The sequence below is a fragment of the Thioalkalivibrio sp. ALJ16 genome (assembly GCF_000377345.1).
Taxonomy (GTDB): domain Bacteria; phylum Pseudomonadota; class Gammaproteobacteria; order Ectothiorhodospirales; family Ectothiorhodospiraceae; genus Thioalkalivibrio.
This window is the reverse complement of record NZ_KB898048.1, coordinates 60,270-78,660: the sequence shown is the minus strand read 5'-3', so window position 1 is coordinate 78,660 and position 18,391 is coordinate 60,270. Positions and strand designations below refer to the sequence as shown.

Sequence of the window (18,391 nt, the reverse complement as noted above, 5' to 3'; positions counted from 1 at the left end):
TCAGTGTTTCCCAATCCAAGGAGTTGCAAATGGGTTTTCTGAAGGGCAAGCGCGCACTCATCGTCGGCGTGGCCAGTAACCGTTCCATCGCCTACGGCATCGCCGCGGCGATGCACCGCGAGGGCGCGGAACTCGCGTTCACCTACCAGAACGAGCGCCTGCGCGACCGCGTCGAGAAGATCGTTGCGGACTTCGACTCCGACATCCTCGTGCCCTGCAACGTGGAAGACGACCGCGAAATCGAGCAGGTATTCGAACACCTGGACAATTACTGGGACGGTGTCGACATCCTTGTGCACTCGGTGGCCTTTGCACCGAAGGAGCAGCTGGAAGGGGATTTCCTCGACAACATGACCCGCGACGGCTTCCGCATCGCGCATGACGTCAGCTCCTACAGCCTCGCCGCGCTGGCCAAGGCCGGACGCGGGATGATGAAGGACCGCGACGCCTCGATCCTGACACTGAGCTATCTTGGTGCGGAGAAGGCGATGCCCAACTACAACGTGATGGGCCTGGCCAAGGCCAGCCTCGAGGCCAATGTCCGCTACCTCGCCTACACCCTTGGTCCGGAAAGCACCCGGGTGAACGCGATCTCCGCCGGCCCCATCCGGACCCTGGCGGCCTCCGGCATCGGCGAATTCCGGCGCATCCTCGACCATGTCGAGGCCAATGCCCCGCTGCGCCGCAACGTCACCATCGACCAGGTCGGCAATGCCGGGGCCTTCCTCTGCTCCGATCTCGCCTCCGGGGTCACCGGCGAGGTCATGCACGTCGACTCCGGCTACAGCACCGTGGGCCTGGGCGCGGCCGAGATCGGCCTCGACAAGTAGGCCCGCCACACCACCTCCTGCCCTCGGGCAGAAAAAAGCCCGGCGCCGCGCAAGCGGGCCGGGCTTTTCTATTGCGGGCGCCAGGGGCCGAGCCCGCGCCGTCCTATTCCAGTGCGCGCGGGAAACGCTCGATGTCCGCGCGCTCCTCCAGCCAGGCGAGATAGGCCCGAAATTCGGCGCTGGCATAGGCGTTCTCGAGCTGTTCCCGGGCCTGCTGCCGGGCCTCGGGGGCGACCTGATCCTCGCCCATGCGCACTGCCTCCAGCACGGTCACCGCGAAGTGGCCGTCACCCACGCGGGTTCCGGCGATCTCGACCGCGCCCTCGGCCGGGGCCGGCATGCGGAACAGGTGCTCCTGCAGCCCGCGCGGCAGATCGGCGGCATGCGCGCGCGTAACCTCGACCGACCGCTGCCATTCCTCTCCCTCGGCCTCGGCGCTCCAGTCCTCGGCGTCACGCAGCCGCTCGATCAGCGCCTCGCCCTCGGCCTGCGCGGCCTCGGCCGCGGCCTGGCTTTGCAGACGCTCGCGGATGGCATCCGCCACGTCGTCCAGCGGCCGTACCTCGGCGGGCTCGTGGGCATCGACGCGCAGGACCACGGTAGAGCCATCCTGGAGGTCGATCGCCTCGCTGTTGTCGCCGTCCTCCAGTACCCGCGGCGCAAAGGCTGCGTTGCGGATGGAGCGGTGCGCGGCGATGCCGTCGCCGGAACCGCGCGTGAACCACTCGCTGGTCTGGAGCTCGAGCCCGGTGGCCTCGGCCGCCGGTTCGAGGCTGTCCGAATATTCGATCGTCAAGGCCATCAGGTCATCCAGCGCGTCGATCTGCATCTGTTCCGCAGTCCGGTCGCGCAGGTCCTGCTCCACCTCTTCACGCACGTCCTCGAACGGCTGCGGGCGCGACTCCTCAATGGCAGTGACCTCGAGGATGAACCAGCCACGGTCGGTTCGCACCGGCTGGCTGATCAGTCCCTCGGGCAGGGTAAAGATGATGGTTTCGAGGGTGGAATCGATATCGCCACGCGCGATCTCGCCCATGCGGCCGCCCCGGTCGGCGGTCAGGCTGTCCTCGGAATACGCCTCGGCCAGCTCGGCGAAGTCCTCGCCCGCCTCCAGGCGCTCGCGCAGCTCGCGGATCCGGGCTTCGCCATCGGCATCGGTATCTTGAATACGAATCTGGCGGACTTCGCGCAGCTCCGGCTCCTCGTAACGGCTGCGGTTCACCCGGTAGTGTTCGCGGATGTCGTCCTCGCTCAGGTCGACACCGGCCTCCAGGCCTTCCGGATCAAGACGCAGGTACTGCACCCGCACCCGCTCGGTGGTCGAGAACTCGTCGGGGTTGCGCTCGTAGTACTCGCGGATCGCATCCTCGTCGACCACATCCGGGCGGTCGAAGTCATCGGCGCTGAAGATCCGCCAGCTCGCCACCCGGGTCTGGTTGCGCAGGCGGCTGTAGTCGTCCACCACCGCCGTGTCCATCACCCCGGTGGCCTGAATACCGCGCTGGATCTGCGACATCACGATGCTGCGGGCAATATCCTGCTCGAAGTCCGCCGGACTGATGCGCTGGGCGCTCAGCAGCTGGCTGTAGCGCTCGCGACTGAAGCGCCCGTCCTCCTGAAACACCGGCATGCCGCGGATCTCGCGCAGCACGCTGTCACCGGCCGCCTTGAACCCGGCAGAATCCGCGGCCTGGCGCAGCAGCTCCTGGCGAATCAGAGTTTCCAGCGCCTGCAGCCGGATGCCCTCCTCGTCGAGCACGTCGTCCGGGATCTGCCCCCCGAACATGCGCGCCATCTCGTCGCGCTGCGCCCGTGCCTCCTGGTGCACGTCCCGCACCGCGATGTCCGTGCCGTTCACCTCGGCCGCCACCAGCGGCCCGGCGCCCCCGAAGTACTCGCCCAGGCCCCACAGGGCAAAGGGAATGGTGATCAGGCCAATGATCACATAGGCGAGCCAGCCGCTGGCCCGGTCACGAATCGCTTGCAACATGATGGTCTCTACTCACTCCGGCATCGGGAGGAAATCGGGAATCAGCCGCCGATGGTAGCAGGCGCGCCCGCGCGCGTCTGCGCTTGCGGGTTCACCACAAAACGCCCGCCGCCACAAAGAAGGTCTAGGGCGCTCAACAGGAAGATAGGAAGACGGGAAGGTTCTTGATGTGGCGAGCCAGTGCGGCGAGAGCCTTGGCCCGTGACCCGCCGCGCCGAGTTCATCGCGCGCCCCGTCAAACCCTTCCTGTCTTCCTATCTTCCTGTTGAGCGCCCTAGACCTTCTTTCTGGAAGTCGAAAAAGAAAAAGGCGCCACATGGGCGCCTTTCTCGGTGTTGGCGGAGCGGACGGGACTCGAACCCGCGACCCCCGGCGTGACAGGCCGGTATTCTAACCAACTGAACTACCGCTCCGTATTCTTGCAGTGCAACCGCGGTAGGGGTTGCACTTGGTGGGTGCTGACGGGTTCGAACCGCCGACATTCGCCTTGTAAGGGCGACGCTCTACCAACTGAGCTAAGCACCCGATAAAGCGCGCTAGTTTACGCGATCCTTGAGGGCTTTACCAGCCTTGAACGAAGGAGTTTTCGAAGCGGCGATCTGGATCGTCTGACCGGTGCGCGGGTTGCGGCCGGTGCGGGCTTCGCGCTCACGCACCAGGAAGGTCCCAAAACCGACCAGGGAAACCTGGTCACCCTTGGCGAGGGTATCGCCCACGACACTAACCATGGCATCCACGATCCGGCCGGCCTGGGCCTTGGGGACATCGGCTTCCGCCGCGATGGCGTCGATCAGTTCGGATTTATTCATGAAGCGCTTCCTTATCTCAGTGGTGACTCAGGCTTTCTGCCGGATTGGGAGGTAGCTTACACCAGCCAGGGTGGTTTGCTCCATGGCCCCGTGACTGCCCTTCGGCACGAAATCAGATGATGCGGTTGGGGTTATAGCAAGCCCCCCGAAAAAGTGTCAAACGCCGATATAAAGGGCCTGCGGGGCAAGCATGAACGGGGTCACAAAACAATCGTGGCGCCGAAAACTTCTGGCGCCACGGTTCCCGTCCAATTACAGTCGCTTAGTGATGCCGCACCCGCCGGCGGCCGGATTCCTTGGCCGGCTTGACCACTTCCTCGACCTTTTCCGGATTCCCTCCCGGTTTGCCTTCCGGCATGTGGGTCAGCGCCACTTCAAGCACCTCGTCGATCCAGCGCACCGGCCGGATATCGAGCTTCTGCTTGATGTTTTTCGGAATATCCACCAGGTCCTTTTCGTTTTCCTCGGGGATCAGGACCGTGCGGATGCCGCCACGGTGGGCCGCCAGCAGTTTTTCCTTGAGCCCGCCGATCGGCAGCACCTGACCGCGCAGGGTGATCTCGCCGGTCATCGCGACGTCTGCGCGTACCGGAATCCCGGTCAGCGCCGACACGATGGCCGTGCACATGCCGATACCCGCGGACGGGCCATCCTTCGGCGTCGCCCCCTCGGGCACATGGATATGCAGATCCTTCTTCTCGTGGAAGTTTTCTTCCAGCCCCAGGGTCTCGGCCCGCGAGCGCACCACGGTTAGCGCGGCGTGGATCGATTCCTGCATCACGTCGCCCAGCTTCCCGGTCTGCTGCGTCTTGCCCTTGCCCGGGACCACGCTGGCCTCGATAGTCAGCAACTCGCCGCCGACCTCAGTCCAGGCCAGCCCCGTGACCTGGCCGATCTGGTCGTTCTCTTCGGCCAGGCCGAAGCGGAAGCGGCGCACGCCAAGGTATTTTTCCAGGGTCTTCGGCGTCACCGAGGTGGTGCGCGCACGCTCCTTCTCGCTGGCCAGAAGGCGCTGCTTGGCTACCTTGCGGCAGACCTTGGCGATCTCGCGCTCCAGCGAGCGTACGCCGGCCTCACGCGTGTAGTAGCGCACCATGTCGCGCACGGCCGCATCGGAGATGTGAATCTCCTCGGGCTTGAGGCCATTGGCCTTGATCTGTTTGGTCAGCAGGTAGTTGTGCGCGATGTTGACCTTCTCGTCCTCGGTATAGCCCGACAGACGGATCACCTCCATGCGGTCCAGCAGCGGGCCCGGGATGTGCATGCTGTTGGCCGTGGCCACGAACATCACGTCGGACAGGTCGAAATCGACCTCGAGGTAGTGGTCGCTGAAGGTATGGTTCTGTTCCGGGTCCAGCACCTCCAGCAGCGCCGAGGCGGGATCGCCGCGGAAATCCATCGCCATCTTGTCGATTTCATCCAGCAGGAACAGCGGGTTGCGCACCCCGACCTTGCCCAGGTTCTGGATGATCTTGCCCGGCAGCGAGCCGATATAGGTGCGACGGTGGCCGCGAATCTCGGCCTCGTCACGCACCCCGCCCAGCGCCATGCGCATGAACTTGCGGTTGGTCGCACGGGCGATGGACTGCCCCAGCGAGGTCTTGCCGACGCCGGGCGGGCCCACCAGGCACAGGATCGGGCCCTTCAGCTTACGCACCCGCGACTGCACCGCGAGGTACTCGAGGATGCGCTCCTTGACCTCTTCCAGGCCGTAGTGGTCCTCGTTGAGGATCTTTTCGGCGCGCGCCAGGTCCTTGCTGACCCGGGTCTTCTTTTTCCACGGCACGTTCACCAGCCAGTCGATATAGCTGCGCACCACGGTCGCCTCGGCGGACATCGGCGACATCATCTTGAGCTTGTTCAGCTCGGCGGTGGCCTTCTTCTTGGCCTCCTCCGGCATCCCGGCCTTTTCGATCTTCTCGGCCAGGTCTTCCTGCTCGTTCGGTGTGTCTTCGAGATCGCCCAGCTCCTTCTGAATGGCCTTCATCTGCTCATTCAGGTAGTACTCGCGCTGGGACTTCTCCATCTGCTGCTTCACGCGCCCACGGATCTTCTTCTCGATCTGCAGCACGTCCATCTCGCCCTCGATCTTGGCGACCAGGTGCTCCAGGCGTTCGCGCACGTTGGCGATCTCGAGGACCTGCTGCTTCTCCTCGAGCTTCAGCGACATGTGCGCGGCGATGGTGTCGGCCAGGCGCGAGGTGTCGTCGATGCCGGCCAGTGAGGTCAGGATCTCCGGCGGGACCTTCTTGTTCAGCTTGATGTACTGCTCGAACTGATTCAGCGCGGAGCGACCGAGGACCTCGAGTTCCTTGTCCTCGCTGTCGTACTCCTCATCGATCAGGCGGATGTCGGAAACAAAGTAGTCTTCGTCCTTCTCGGCGTCCCCGGTGGTGGAGATATCCATCACGCGGGCACGCTGGGCCCCCTCCACCAGCACCTTGATGGTGCCATCGGGGAGACGCAGCAACTGCAGGATGTTGCCAAGCGTACCGATCTCGTGCAGATCGGCGGACTCGGGCTCGTCGACCTCGGCACTTTTCTGTGCCACGAGCAGGACCTGCTTGTTCTCTGCCATGGCCGAATCCAGTGCCCGGATCGACTTCTCGCGACCCACGAACAGCGGGATAACCATGTGGGGATAGACCACAACGTCGCGCAGCGGCAGCACAGCAACGCGCTTGACGGGGGAGTCCACCTCGTTCTGGGAGGTATGGGTATCGGTCATGTTGCCCCCTCAGGGCTGGGCGAATGTACGTAAGGAAGTGGGGGCAGCGGCACCCCTTTTCAAGGGTGCCGTGTCACTTCCCGTCAGGAATCCGCGGACGCCTTCTTCTGGGCGAAGGAGTCATTCTCGTAGACCATGTAGGGCTCGGCATCGCCACGGATCACCGCCTCGTCGATCACCACCTTGCTGACCCCCTCCATGGAGGGCAGTTCGTACATGGTATCGAGCAGGATGTTCTCCATGATGGAGCGCAGGCCTCGGGCCCCGGTCTTGCGCTCCATCGCCTTGTGGGCGATCGCGGACAGGGCGTCGTCGCGGAACTCGAGCTCCACGCCCTCCATCTCGAACAGGCGCGCGTACTGCTTGACCAGGGCGTTCTTCGGCTGCGTCAGGATGGTGATCAGCGCGTCTTCGTCCAGCTCGTCCAGCGTCGCCTGCACCGGCAGGCGGCCAACGAACTCGGGGATCAGGCCGTAGCGCACCAGGTCGTCGGCCTCCAGCTGCTTCAGCCACTGGCCGCCGGACTTGGCCGACTCGGTGGTACGCAACTCGGCGCCAAAACCGATCCCGCCTTTTTCCGCGCGCTGCTGGATGATCTTCTCCAACCCGGAGAAGGCCCCGCCACAGATGAACAGGATGTTGCTGGTATCGACCTGCAGAAACTCCTGCTGCGGGTGCTTGCGACCACCCTGCGGCGGCACCGAGGCGGTGGTGCCCTCGATCAGTTTGAGCAGGGCCTGCTGCACACCCTCGCCAGAGACGTCACGGGTGATGGACGGGTTGTCCGACTTGCGCGAGACCTTGTCGATCTCGTCGATGTAGACGATGCCGTTCTCGGCCTTCTCCACGTCGTAGTCGCACTTCTGCAGCAGCTTCTGGATGATGTTCTCGACATCCTCGCCCACGTAACCGGCCTCGGTCAGCGTGGTCGCATCGGCGATAGTGAACGGGACATTCAGCACCCGCGCCAGCGTCTCGGCCAGCAGCGTCTTGCCGGAACCGGTGGGGCCGATCAGCATGATGTTCGACTTGGACAGCTCGACATCGTCCTTGCCGGCCTTGGCCTGCAACCGCTTGTAGTGGTTGTAGACGGCTACGGAGAGGATCTTCTTGGCCGAGTTCTGGCCGATCACGTAGTCATCGAGGATCGCGCGGATCTCGTGCGGCGTGGGCAGGGAGTCCCGCTCGGCATGACCGGCCTCCTGCATCTCCTCGCGGATGATGTCGTTGCACAGCTCGACGCACTCGTCGCAGATGAATACGGATGGCCCGGCGATCAGCTTGCGCACCTCGTGCTGGCTCTTTCCGCAGAAAGAACAGTACAGGAGCTTGCCGTCGGCGGAGGGGGTGGTTTCGTCGCTCATCCGTTTGCCTCGGTTGCGATTTTAGTGTTCTCCAGAACATGCCCCGTTTGCCCTGCGGTTGCAAACGAGCCGGACTGGAGTCCGGTCTTGAGGCCTTGCCCCGGCGCGATCACCGGGGCGCGGAACGACCGGATCAGTCGTCCGCGGAGCTGCGGTGGGTCAGCACGTGATCGATCAGGCCGTATTCCTTCGCATCGTTCGCGGTCAGGAAGCGGTCGCGATCGGTATCCTGCTCGATCTTGTCCACCGGCTGGCCGGTGTGATGGGCGAGCACGCGGTTCAGCTCTTCGCGGATCTTCAGGATCTCGCGGGCATGGATGTCGATATCCGACGCCTGGCCCTGGAAACCGCCCAGCGGCTGGTGAATCATCACCCGCGAATGCGGCAGCGCATGGCGCTTGCCGGGCGCCCCGCCCGCCAGCAGCACCGCGCCCATGCTGGCCGCCTGGCCCACGCACAGGGTGTTCACCTCCGGCTTGATGAACTGCATGGTGTCGTAGATTGCCATGCCGGCGGTCACCGCCCCGCCCGGGGAATTGATGTACAGGCTGATCTCCTTGTCCGGGTTTTCCGACTCGAGAAACAGCATCTGGGCCACGATCACGTTGGCCATGTAGTCCTCGACCGGACCCACACAGAAGATCACCCGATCCTTCAGCAGGCGGGAGTAGATGTCGTAGGCGCGTTCGCCGCGGGCGGTCTGCTCGACCACCATCGGCACCAGGTTCAGCCCCTGGGTGTGCTGCGCACCCTGATCGGCCATGTTGTGGCTCATTCAGTCGACTCCTTGTTCGGATTCATGACGTCCTGGAAGCTGGTCTTCTTCTCGGTGACCTTGCCCTGCTCGACCACCCAGTCCACCACCTGGTCTTCGAGCACCAGCGACTCCAGATTGCTCTTCGCCTGCGGATTGGACCGGTAGTAGTTCTTCACCTCTTCCGGGTCCTCGTAGGTCGATGCCATCTCTTCAAGATCACGCTCGACTCGGTCGGCATCCACCTCGAAGCCCTTCTGGTCGATGATGGCGCGCAGGGCGAGGCCCAGGCGCACGCGGCGCTGGGCCTCTTCCTCGAACAGGCTGTCGGGAAGCGGCTGGCTCTGCTGGGCACCACCAAAGCGCTTTTCGGCCTCTTCGCGCAGGCGATTGATCTCGGACTTCACCAGCGCGTCCGGCAGATCAAAGCCGTGGCGCTCGATAATCAGCTCCATTACCTGACTCTTGACCTTGCCCTTCAGCGCCTGGTTCAACTCACGTTCCATGTTGGACCGCACATCCGCGCGAAGTTTCTCCACCGAGCCGTCTTCAATGCCGAATTTCTTCGCGAATTCTTCGTCGACCTCCGGCAGCTTGGGCCCCTCGACCTGCTTGATGGTCAGAGCGAACTGCGCGGTCTTGCCCTTCAGGTTCTCGGCCGGGTAGTCCTCCGGGAACGTCACGTCGATGGTCGGGTCTTCGCCGGCCTTCACACCCTTGAGCTGCTTTTCGAAGTCCTCGATCAGGCGCCCGGCACCCACCTCGACCTGGAAGTCCTCGGCCTTGCCACCGTCGAACTCCTCGCCGTCGATGCTGCCGACGAAGTCCAGGGTGATACGGTCACCCTTCTTCGCCTTGCGCTTGACCTCGGCCCACTCTTTGTTCTGCTCGCGCAGGGAGTCGATCACGCGATCGATGTCCTCGTCGCCGACTTCGGCCACCGGACGCTCGATCTCGGCGCCAGAGAAATCGGCGACCTCGATCTCCGGGAACACCTGGAAGCTGGCGGTGAATTCGATCGCATCGCCGCCCTCCAGACTGGTCGGTTCGATGCTCGGGTTGCCTGCCGGCTCCAGCCCTTCCTGCTGCACCGCCTCGCGGTAGCTCTCCTGCAGCACCTCGCTCAGTACCTCCTGGTAGACCCCGGAGCCGTAGCGCTGGCGCACGACCTTCATCGGGACCTTGCCCGGGCGGAAGCCGTCCAGCTTGACCCGCTTGGCGAGGGACTTCAGGCGATTGTCGACCTCGGTGTCGATCCGCTCGGAGGGAACCTGGATGGTCATCTTGCGTTCCAGGTTGCCGGTGGCTTCAACAGAAACTTGCATGGAGGGCCTCGTCATAGTTCGAATATCGGTCATCCCTGCCGATCGCAGTGGTAACCTTCATGGCTTGTAGGAAGGCGAACGGTGGTGCGAAAGGAGAGACTCGAACTCTCACGGGTTTTACCCCACTGGGACCTAAACCCAGCGCGTCTACCAGTTCCGCCACTTTCGCGATCTTGCAGAAAACTCTCGTCATACGCGCCGTTACTGCGCAACAGCCGATCATTCTAGCGTGTTCCCCGCCCACAAACACAAAAGGCCCGCATGAACGGGCCCTTGTGCCGGCACGGGGCCGGAGAAAATGGTGGGTCGTGTAGGATTCGAACCTACGACCAATTGGTTAAAAGCCAACTGCTCTACCAACTGAGCTAACGACCCTTTTCGGTTTGGCCGGCGACGACCCCGCGGGTCGCCCTGGCCGAACTGCAAAACCGAAGGCCCGGGGTCACCGGGCCTCCAGTGCCGCGTAGTTTACGGCCCGGCGGGGAAAACGCAAGGCGCCTCCCCGCCATCAGGCCGTCAGATGGCTTCCAGCTTGCGCATGCCACCCGGAAGCAGCTTCATGTCCACCAGCGAGGTGACCAGGGCCTTGCCGAAGGTGGCCTCGTCTTCGTAGACCATCTTGTAGTACTGGATCTTCATGGTCAGCGCCGAGCCGAAGACGATGAAGGCGAAGGTCAGGAAGCCACCCAGCGCCAGCGTCGAGATCCCGGTCACGGCCTGGCCGATGGTGCAGCCCAGCGCCAGGATGCCGCCAACGCCCATCAGGATCCCGCCAACGAAGTGGTTCGCGAAGTCACGGAACGAGGAGAACCACTCGATGCGGAAGCTGCGCGAGACCAGGGCCCAGAAGAAGGAACCGAGGATCACGCCCGCCAGCGCCATCACGCCGAAGAACAGCAGGGTGCGGTCAAAGCCGCTGGACACGTAGCCCACGCTCTGCCCCATCGGGTTGATGAAGGTGAACGACTGGTTCGACCACGGTGCGGCCAGGGCCGGGCGCTCGCCATCCTCGGGCTCGGCCACGAAGTCCCATTCCGAGATGTATTCCTGGGCGCTGTACAGGCCACCCATGCCATCGTCGATCTGGACATTGCTGGTCAGCCACCAGGCGCCGACCACGACCAGGCCGATCACCAGACCGCCGAGGATGTTGTCGAAGCTCTTGCGGAAGTCCGCGGCCTTGAAGATCAGGGCCAGCAGCAGCACGCCGATCACCAGGCCCAGCACCAGACGCGCGCCGGTGGCGCTGTCGCCGGCCACAATGGAGCCGAGGTCCTGACCACCTTCGAGACGGACGGACACGCTGTCCATCCAGCCAAACAGCAACTGGAACAGGGTCTGGCCGGTGCCGAACACGGTCTCGCGGCTGGTCAGCCAGAAGGCAATCACACCGATGATGATCATCACCATCACCGACTTGATATTGCCGCCGCCCACGCGCACCAGCGTCTTGTTACCGCAGCCGGAGGCGTAGGTCATGCCGATGCCGAACAGGAAGCCGCCCAGCACATGACCCAGCCAGTTCAGGTTCTCGCCACGGTAGGGAGGAAAGGAGCCCTCGGCACTCAGCACACCGAAGAACTCGAGCAGCGCCACGCCCAGCATGGCCACCGCGATCGCCAGCAGCCAGGAGCGCATGCGCCCGGTATCACCCATGTTCACCCAGTCGGACACCGCACCCATGGTGCAGAAGTTGGTCTTGTTCGCCACGGCCCCCATGATGAAGGCAAGCACGAAGGTCCCGCCCAGGAACGCCAATGCAGCTGTTGAGAAACTGGAGAATTCCATCACGTTTCCTCTCGATGAAAGATTTCAGGGCACGCCTGCACCCATGGGGTGCGCAGCATACATCGGACGCTAGACGAGTTCGACCCGCTTTTCATTCCGGGGCCGTGTCCGGGCGGTCCGCGGCCGCTCAGGACGCGATGTAGCGGGTCGGGTCGGGCACGCCGGCGGTGGCAAAACCCTCGCGGCGGATACGGCAACTGTCGCACTGGCCGCAGGCACGGCCTTCGTGATCCGCCTGGTAGCAGCTGACGGTCTGGCTGTAGTCCACCCCGAGATCAGTCCCTGCGCGGATGATCTCGGCCTTGGACAGGTGCATCAGCGGCGCCCGCACCTCCCAGGCCACGCCCTCCACCCCGCTGCGGGTGGCGACCTGCGCCAGGTCACGGAAGGCCTCGATGAAGGCCGGGCGGCAATCCGGATAGCCGGAGTAGTCCACCGCGTTGGCACCCACGTACAGCAGGCGCGCGTCCAGGGTCTCGGCGAGCCCCAGCGCCAGGGCGAGGAACACCGTGTTGCGGGCGGGTACGTAGGTGACCGGGATGCCCTCAGTCGGGGCAGTCGGCACTGCGATCGCCGGGTCGGTCAGCGCGGAGCCGCCGATCGCAGTGAGGTCCACCGTCACCACCCGGTGATCGGTCACCCCCTGAGCGGCCGCCACGCGCCGCGCGGCCTCCAGTTCGGTCCGGTGGCGCTGCCCGTAGTCGATGGACAGGGCATGACACTCCAGCCCCTCGGCGCGGGCCAGCGCCAGGCAGGTCGCCGAGTCGAGCCCGCCCGACAGCAGCACCACCGCCCGATCCGTAGCGCGACTCATCTCAGCGCCCCGGCTGGTCGCCCCAGAGCAGCTTGTGCAGCTGCACCTGGAAACGCACGGGCAGGCGTTCAGCCACGATCCAGTCGGCGAGCATGCGCGGCTCGAGCTCGCCGAACACCGGAGAGAACAGCACCTCCACCCCCGGGGCCAGGTCCAGCCGGGCGACCTCGTCCCATGCCCAGTCGAAGTCGGCGCGGTCGGCGAGCACAAACTTGAGCTGGTCCCCGGCCTGCAGCCGCGGGATGTTCCCGGGGAGGTTGCGTTCCACCTCCTTCGAGCCCGGCGCCTTCCAGTCCATCACGATGGCTACCCGGGGGTCGACACCGACGATGTCCATCGCCCCGCTGGTCTCCAGCGACACCGCGAAGCCGGCATCGCACAGCGACCCCAGCAGCGGCCGGCAGCCCGGCTGGGCCAGGGGTTCCCCACCGGTCACGCAGACATGACGTACGCCGCTGCGCCCGACCCAGTCGAGGATCGTCGGCAGCATCAGCGCCTCGCCGCCCTCGAAGGCGTATTCGCTGTCGCACCAGCGGCAGCGCAGCGGGCAACCGGTCAGGCGCACGAAGGCCGTGGGCCAGCCCACCTGCGCCGCCTCGCCCTGCAGGGAGACGAACATCTCGCTGATCCGCAGTCGCACCGATGCCGGATCGAGGACCCCCGAGCCGCGGGCGTCACGCAACGGGGTGCTGGTCATTGGGCTTCGTCGATGCGCCGCAGGCGCTCGCGCGCCAGCCGGTCCAGGGTGGTGCCGCCGTAGTCGGCGCGCACGGCCTCGAGTGCCTGGCGCGCGGCGTCGAAGTCTTGCAGCTCGTAGTACGAATAGCCGATCTTCAGCAGCGCGTCGCCACTCTTGTCGCTGTCCGGGAAATCCTCGCGCAGGCGCTGGAAGTCCTCCAGCGCGGCCTCGAAGTCGCCGCTGGCGTACTTCGCCTCGGCCAGCCAGTACCAGGCGTTGGCCGCGAAGCTCCCGTCCGGATAGGCCTCGAGAAAGCCCTCCAGCTTGCGCACGGCGCTCGCATAGTCCCCGGACATCAGGTCATCGAAGGCATCCTGATAGGCCGCCTGCTCGTCGGCCTCCGGCAGGTCCAGCTGAACCACTGCCTCGGGCGCAGCGGCCTCCGGCACCACCGCACCGCCCTCGACCGCGGCGACGCGTTCGTCGAGGTGACGGAACTGGTCACGCTGGCGGGTCGAGAGCCGATCCACCTCGTGGCGCAGTGTCTCCACCTCGCCGCGCAGTTCGCGCAGATCGCGGCTCAGGGTCTCCGAGGCTTGCAGCAGTTCGTTCATCGCGCTGGAATCCAGCACCCGCTCGATGCGGTCCAGGCGCTGTTCCACCTGGCGGATCTGCGACTGGGTGGCAAAGATCGTGTCATCCTGGGCACCGGCAGGCCCCGGCACCAGGGGGAACGCCGCAAGCAGTACCAGCAGGCCGGCGCTCAGCACCAGCGGCCGCCCGGAGGACCGAAACAGAAATGCCCCCGAGGGGGCATTTCCGCAAGACGTTTTGCACATCAATGACATGGCGTTTCCCGTCGCTTAGCGCCGGGATTCGTAGACCAGCTCGACCCGGCGATTCTTGGACCAGGCCTCCTCGTTCTGCTGGAAGGCGACCGGCATTTCTTCACCATAACTGATGACCTCGAGTTGGTCATCCGAAGCCCCGTTAAGGTTCAGTACACGCCGTACCGACTGCGCCCGCCGCTCGCCCAGCGCCAGGTTGTATTCACGCGTGCCGCGCTCGTCGGTGTGGCCTTCCAGACGCATGCGCGCACCTGGATTCTGCGCCAGGTAGGCCGCATGGGACTCGAGCATCGGCATGTATTCGGACTTCACCTCATCGCGGTCAAAGTCGAAATACACCAGACGCTCGGCCAGCGGGCTGTCGGGATCGTCCAGGGCCGCGGCATCGAACTCGCGATCACGACCCAGTGCACGCGCCTCGGCCGCCTCGCGCTCGGCGCGCTCCTGCGCGGCGGCCTCGCGTTCGGCCGCGCGCTCGGCGTCGTCGGCATCGCGGGTCGGGGTGGCACAGGCCGACAGCGCCGCGACCACGATGGCGGCAAGGGTCAGACGAAACACGGTATTCATGGCTTTCGTTTCCTCGGAAGCAGACAGGTTGGGAAGATCAGGTGGATCGCGTTCGCTGTGGCCCGATCCATTCAAGTGCATCAGTTCATGTGCATCAGTTCAGGGGTGACCAGGCGGGCTCGCGCACCTCGCCCTCACGGGCAGCGAGGCGCTGATGCACCTGGCCGTCACGGCTCACCGAGCCGAGCACACCACGCCCCCCGTCAGTCATCGCATAGAGAATCATGCTGCCATTGGGGGCAAAGCTTGGCGACTCCGCGTCGCGCCCGTCCGTGAGATGCGTCACACGCCGGTCATCAAGATCGAGACGCGCAAGGCGAAATCCGCCACCACCGCCATGTACGTACACCAGGGAGCGGCCATCAGGCGACACGGTGGCCGCCGCCGCATAGCCGCTTTCAAAGGTGAGTCGACGGGCATTGCCGCCACTGACCGGCTGGGCATAGATCTGCGGCCCACCGGCGCGGTCGGAGGTGAAATAGAGGGTCTCGCCGTCGGGCGACCACACCGGTTCGGTCTCGATCGCGCTGGAACGGGTCAGCTGGCGCAGGTCGCCGGAGGCCAGGTCCATCACGTAGATGTTCGGCGAACCATCGCGGGACAGGCTCAGCGCCAGCTGACGACCATCCGGTGACCAGGCCGGGGCACTATTGATGCCGGTGAAGCTCGCCACCCGCGAGCGCTCTCCGGTCTCCACGTTCTGACGAAAGACCTCGGAGCGACGGTTCTCGAAGGATACGTACACCAGTTCGCGCCCGTCCGGCGACCAGTCCGGCGACATGATCGGGTCCCGGGAACGGAACAGGGTGCGCGGGTTGGCACCATCGGAATCGGCCACCTCCAGGCGGAAGGTGCGCGAGTCGTTCTGGCGCTCGACGCTGACGAACGCGATCCGCGCACTGAAGGCGCCGCGGTCCCCGGTGATCTGCTCGTAGACGATATCCGACACCCGGTGCGCACCGCGGCGCAGCATGTCCGCCGGCACCGGGATGCGCCAGCCACCCAGGCGTTCCTCCGCCAGGATGTCGAACACATGGAACTCGAGGACCACGTTGTCACCATCCGGGCGCTTGGAGCCGATGACCAGGTATTCCATGCCGGCATCGGCCCACGGCTGGGCCAGGAAGTCGGCCGGGCCGGAGGGCACGGCGGGCAGGCCCTCGCGCTCGACATCGAACAGCCCGCTGCGGGTCAGGTTCGCGGCCACGATGCGCCCGACGTCCTCGTCCGGGCGGCCTTCACCCTCCCAGGAAAACGGCGCGACCGCGACCGGAATCGCCCCAGTCACACCCTCGGTCACCGTGACTTCCAGCACCGCGTGGGCCTGCGCCGACCACAGCAGCGCCAGTCCCAGCAGCATCGCGTGAATCATTCGTTGCATGGTGTACCTCGTGGCACAGAAGGATATTCCGACCATCAATTCGGCCGGAAGTTGATCAAGATACCTGAACGGGCAATTTCCGCATCAGGTGGGCGCGGCAATCGTGGTAGGCGTTCCATAGTTTGCTCTACAGAGCGACAGAAACGCTCGTCACCCGAACAATTTCGCACCTCATAGCTGACCACTCGACCATCCTCTGTCGTGCGGACAAAAACAGTTGCTCCACCTTCCTGAGTGCGATCAGCGGTGTCACGGCGCCAACGGTCTCGCAGCAAACGCTCCAGTTGGGCAGCATACTCCGACCTTTCCTCATCAAGCTGGGCCTGACGCTCGGCGGCCTCGCGCCGCGCCTGCGCCTCGGCCATGCGTTCGCGCTCGCGCTCCATCGCCTCGCGCCGGCGCTGCTCTTCCAGCTCGCGCTCCTGCTCGGCGCGGCGCTCCGCCTCTTCCTGCGCGCGGCGTTCGGCCTCCTCGCGCTCGCGCCGTTCCGCCTCTTCCCGCGCCTGACGCTCCGCGGCCTCGCGCTCGCGCCGCTCCGCCTCCTCGCGTTCGCGCGCCTCCTCGGCGTCGCGCCGCGCCTGTTCCGCCGCCTCGCGTTCCTGGCGGATGCGCTCGCGCTCGGCCGCAGCCTCCTCCTGTGCGCGCCGGCGTTCTTCCTCGGCCTCGCGGCGGGCCTGCTCGGCCGCCTCCAGGGCCTCCTGGCGGGCACGTTCCTCTTCCTCGCGCCGGCGCTGTTCCTCGGCCTGACGCCGCTCTTCCTCGCGCCGCGCCTGCTCCTCGGCCCGACGGCGTTCTTCCTCCGCCCGCAACGCCTCGGCGATCTGTTCCTGCTCGGCCACCTCGCGCTCGTGCGCGACACGATCGAAGGTCTCGGCATCCACCGCGACCGCGTCGATCACCTCGATCTCCTCCTGTGTGCTGATCTCCACCGCAGCGCGGGTGGCACTCGGCGAGACCAGGCTCACATTCAGCAGCAGCGCGGCAAACAGCACGCCATGCAGGAGCAGGACCAGGAGCAGGCTGACGGGGTGACGGCGCAGGAGCTCGAACACGGCGTTCAACTCAGTCCGAGGGAAACACTGATTCATGTCCACGCTCGCGCTCGAGTCGCTTTTGCGTGCGAACAAGGCGCGGTGACTGCCGTGCAGTCATTCTGCACAAGGGAAGCGCAACGCAGTTCCCGCGCCCGTTTTTGATAGCAACGGGCGGCCGAGCCCCTGCTTTGAATGGCTTGCGGGGTTGGTGCCCCAGGTTCCCCGATTCAGCGTTGCGCCCCAAACCCATCAAAAACGGGCGGGTAGAACCACTACCCACTGCGCGACGCGCCTTGCCTCGGAAAACCTGGGGTACCAACGCGAGTGTGGACATGAATCAGTGTTTCCCTAGTTGTCGCGCGGCGGCTCGGTGATCAACCCGACCCGGCCGCCACCCGCGCGCTGCAGGGCCACCATGGCATCGATCACGCGGCCATAGTCCACGTTGCGGTCCCCGCGCACAAAGGTCTGGGTGCCCGGGTTCTCGGCGAGGAATTCGCGCACGATCTCGGTCATCTCCTGCGGCGCCAGCGGCTCGTTCACATAGGGGCCCTGGTTCAGGCTCATGGCCCCGGAGGCATCCACGGTGACCACCAGCGGCTCGGCTGCAGAAGGATCCTCGTCCATGGCCTCGGCATCGGCCTCCGGCAGATCGACCTCCACGCCCTGCTGCAGCATCGGGGCCGTGATCATGAAGATGATCAGCAGAACCAGCATCACGTCGATGAACGGCACGACGTTGATCTGCGACATGGGCCGCCGCAGGCGGCGGCTGTTGCGACGCGACTCGGCCATGGTTCAGGCCGGTGCCCCGGCGGCGCCCTCGGCCGGCTTGCCCGCACCCTGACGGTTCAGCAGGGCCACGAACTCGTCGCTGAAGTTCTCCAGCCGCGAGGCAATCCGGTCGACATCCCCGGCAAAGCGGTTGTAGGCGATCACCGCCGGGATCGCCGCGAACAGGCCCAGCGCGGTCGCGATCAGGGCCTCGGCGATCCCCGGCGCCACCATGGCCAGGGTGGCCTGCTGCACACCGGACAGACCAAGAAACGCATGCATAATGCCCCACACCGTCCCGAACAGACCGATGTACGGGCTGGTGGAACCGACCGTGGCCAAAAACTGCAGATAGCGCTCCATCTCGTCGGTCTCGCGGGCGATGGCGACGCGCATCGCGCGGTGGGCGGGTTCGCCGGCCGCCATCGCGTGCTGGCGCGCGCGCAGGAACTCCTTGAAGCCGGAGGAGAACACATGCTCCATCCCCGACATCTCGGACTTGCGGCGCACGCCCTCGTACAGGTGCGACAGGTCCGCGCCGGACCAGAAGCGCTCCTCGAATTCGTCGCTGGCGCGGTGGGCCGCGTTCAGGGACCGTGCCTTGATGATGATCACCAGCCAGGAGAGCACCGATGCGATCACCAGGATCACCATGACCAGCTGCACGATCAGACTGGCGTCCATGATCAGCTGGTACATCGAAAAG

The 18,391-nt window shown here is 65.2% G+C and carries 16 protein-coding genes and 4 tRNA genes; 1 reads left to right on the top strand and 19 read right to left on the bottom strand.

Features of this window, described 5'->3' with window-relative positions; all coding sequences use genetic code 11:
- The first annotated feature begins 29 nt into the window (after window positions 1-29).
- Window positions 30-830, top strand: a complete 801-nt coding sequence (locus tag D000_RS0110510) for an enoyl-ACP reductase (RefSeq protein WP_018873480.1) — start codon at window positions 30-32, stop codon at window positions 828-830.
- 103 nt (window positions 831-933) lie between these two features.
- On the opposite strand, the gene D000_RS0110505 is transcribed toward D000_RS0110510, so the two are convergent.
- From D000_RS0110505 to tolQ, 19 genes are all read right to left on the bottom strand, one after another.
- Complete coding sequence (locus D000_RS0110505) at window positions 934-2,820, bottom strand: SurA N-terminal domain-containing protein (protein ID WP_018873479.1); 1,887 nt, start codon at window positions 2,818-2,820, stop codon at window positions 934-936.
- Window positions 2,821-3,156: 336 nt separating this feature from the next.
- Window positions 3,157-3,233, bottom strand: a tRNA-Asp gene (locus D000_RS0110500).
- A gap of 36 nt (window positions 3,234-3,269) precedes the next feature.
- Window positions 3,270-3,345: transfer RNA gene (locus D000_RS0110495), tRNA-Val, on the bottom strand.
- 11 nt (window positions 3,346-3,356) lie between these two features.
- Window positions 3,357-3,629, bottom strand: coding sequence for an HU family DNA-binding protein (locus tag D000_RS0110490; protein WP_017940837.1), 273 nt, complete (start codon window positions 3,627-3,629; stop codon window positions 3,357-3,359).
- A gap of 262 nt (window positions 3,630-3,891) precedes the next feature.
- A complete protein-coding gene (gene lon / locus D000_RS0110485; protein WP_018873478.1) occupies window positions 3,892-6,357 on the bottom strand; it encodes an endopeptidase La in 2,466 nt (821 codons plus the stop codon).
- An 83-nt stretch (window positions 6,358-6,440) separates the two neighbouring features.
- Window positions 6,441-7,721, bottom strand: coding sequence for an ATP-dependent Clp protease ATP-binding subunit ClpX (gene clpX / locus D000_RS0110480; protein WP_018873477.1), 1,281 nt, complete (start codon window positions 7,719-7,721; stop codon window positions 6,441-6,443).
- Between the two features lie 133 nt (window positions 7,722-7,854).
- A complete protein-coding gene (gene clpP / locus D000_RS0110475; RefSeq protein WP_018873476.1) occupies window positions 7,855-8,496 on the bottom strand; it encodes an ATP-dependent Clp endopeptidase proteolytic subunit ClpP in 642 nt (213 codons plus the stop codon).
- A complete protein-coding gene (gene tig / locus D000_RS0110470; protein WP_026279919.1) occupies window positions 8,493-9,800 on the bottom strand; it encodes a trigger factor in 1,308 nt (435 codons plus the stop codon). The genes clpP and tig overlap by 4 nt, the downstream gene beginning before the upstream one ends.
- An 82-nt stretch (window positions 9,801-9,882) precedes the next feature.
- Window positions 9,883-9,969: transfer RNA gene (locus D000_RS0110465), tRNA-Leu, on the bottom strand.
- Window positions 9,970-10,099: 130 nt separating this feature from the next.
- Window positions 10,100-10,175: transfer RNA gene (locus D000_RS0110460), tRNA-Lys, on the bottom strand.
- Window positions 10,176-10,316: 141 nt separating this feature from the next.
- On the bottom strand, window positions 10,317-11,588 hold the full coding sequence (locus tag D000_RS0110455; RefSeq protein WP_026279918.1) for a YeeE/YedE family protein: 1,272 nt from the start codon (window positions 11,586-11,588) through the stop codon (window positions 10,317-10,319).
- 127 nt (window positions 11,589-11,715) lie between these two features.
- Complete coding sequence (gene queC, locus D000_RS0110450; protein ID WP_026279917.1) at window positions 11,716-12,402, bottom strand: 7-cyano-7-deazaguanine synthase QueC; 687 nt, start codon at window positions 12,400-12,402, stop codon at window positions 11,716-11,718.
- Window position 12,403: 1 nt separating this feature from the next.
- Window positions 12,404-13,099, bottom strand: coding sequence for a 7-carboxy-7-deazaguanine synthase QueE (gene queE / locus D000_RS0110445; RefSeq protein WP_018873472.1), 696 nt, complete (start codon window positions 13,097-13,099; stop codon window positions 12,404-12,406).
- Entirely contained in the window at window positions 13,096-13,929 is an 834-nt protein-coding gene (gene ybgF, locus D000_RS0110440; RefSeq protein WP_081616665.1) for a tol-pal system protein YbgF, read from the bottom strand. The genes queE and ybgF overlap by 4 nt, the downstream gene beginning before the upstream one ends.
- 15 nt (window positions 13,930-13,944) lie before the next feature.
- The gene (gene pal / locus D000_RS0110435; protein WP_018873470.1) at window positions 13,945-14,496 is read right to left on the bottom strand and encodes a peptidoglycan-associated lipoprotein Pal; all 552 of its coding nucleotides are present in this window, start codon (window positions 14,494-14,496) and stop codon (window positions 13,945-13,947) included.
- 94 nt (window positions 14,497-14,590) lie between these two features.
- Window positions 14,591-15,877, bottom strand: a complete 1,287-nt coding sequence (tolB, locus tag D000_RS0110430) for a Tol-Pal system beta propeller repeat protein TolB (RefSeq protein WP_026279915.1) — start codon at window positions 15,875-15,877, stop codon at window positions 14,591-14,593.
- A gap of 35 nt (window positions 15,878-15,912) precedes the next feature.
- Window positions 15,913-16,929 carry a cell envelope integrity protein TolA gene (gene tolA / locus D000_RS0110425; protein WP_026279914.1) on the bottom strand — a complete coding sequence of 339 codons (1,017 nt, stop codon included), beginning with the start codon at window positions 16,927-16,929 and terminating at the stop codon, window positions 15,913-15,915.
- A 330-nt stretch (window positions 16,930-17,259) separates the two neighbouring features.
- Entirely contained in the window at window positions 17,260-17,706 is a 447-nt protein-coding gene (tolR, locus tag D000_RS0110420) for a protein TolR (RefSeq protein ID WP_018873467.1), read from the bottom strand.
- Between the two features lie 3 nt (window positions 17,707-17,709).
- Window positions 17,710-18,384 (bottom strand): protein TolQ, encoded by a 675-nt coding sequence (tolQ, locus tag D000_RS0110415; RefSeq protein WP_018873466.1) that lies wholly within the window; start codon window positions 18,382-18,384, stop codon window positions 17,710-17,712.
- Window positions 18,385-18,391 lie beyond the last annotated feature (7 nt).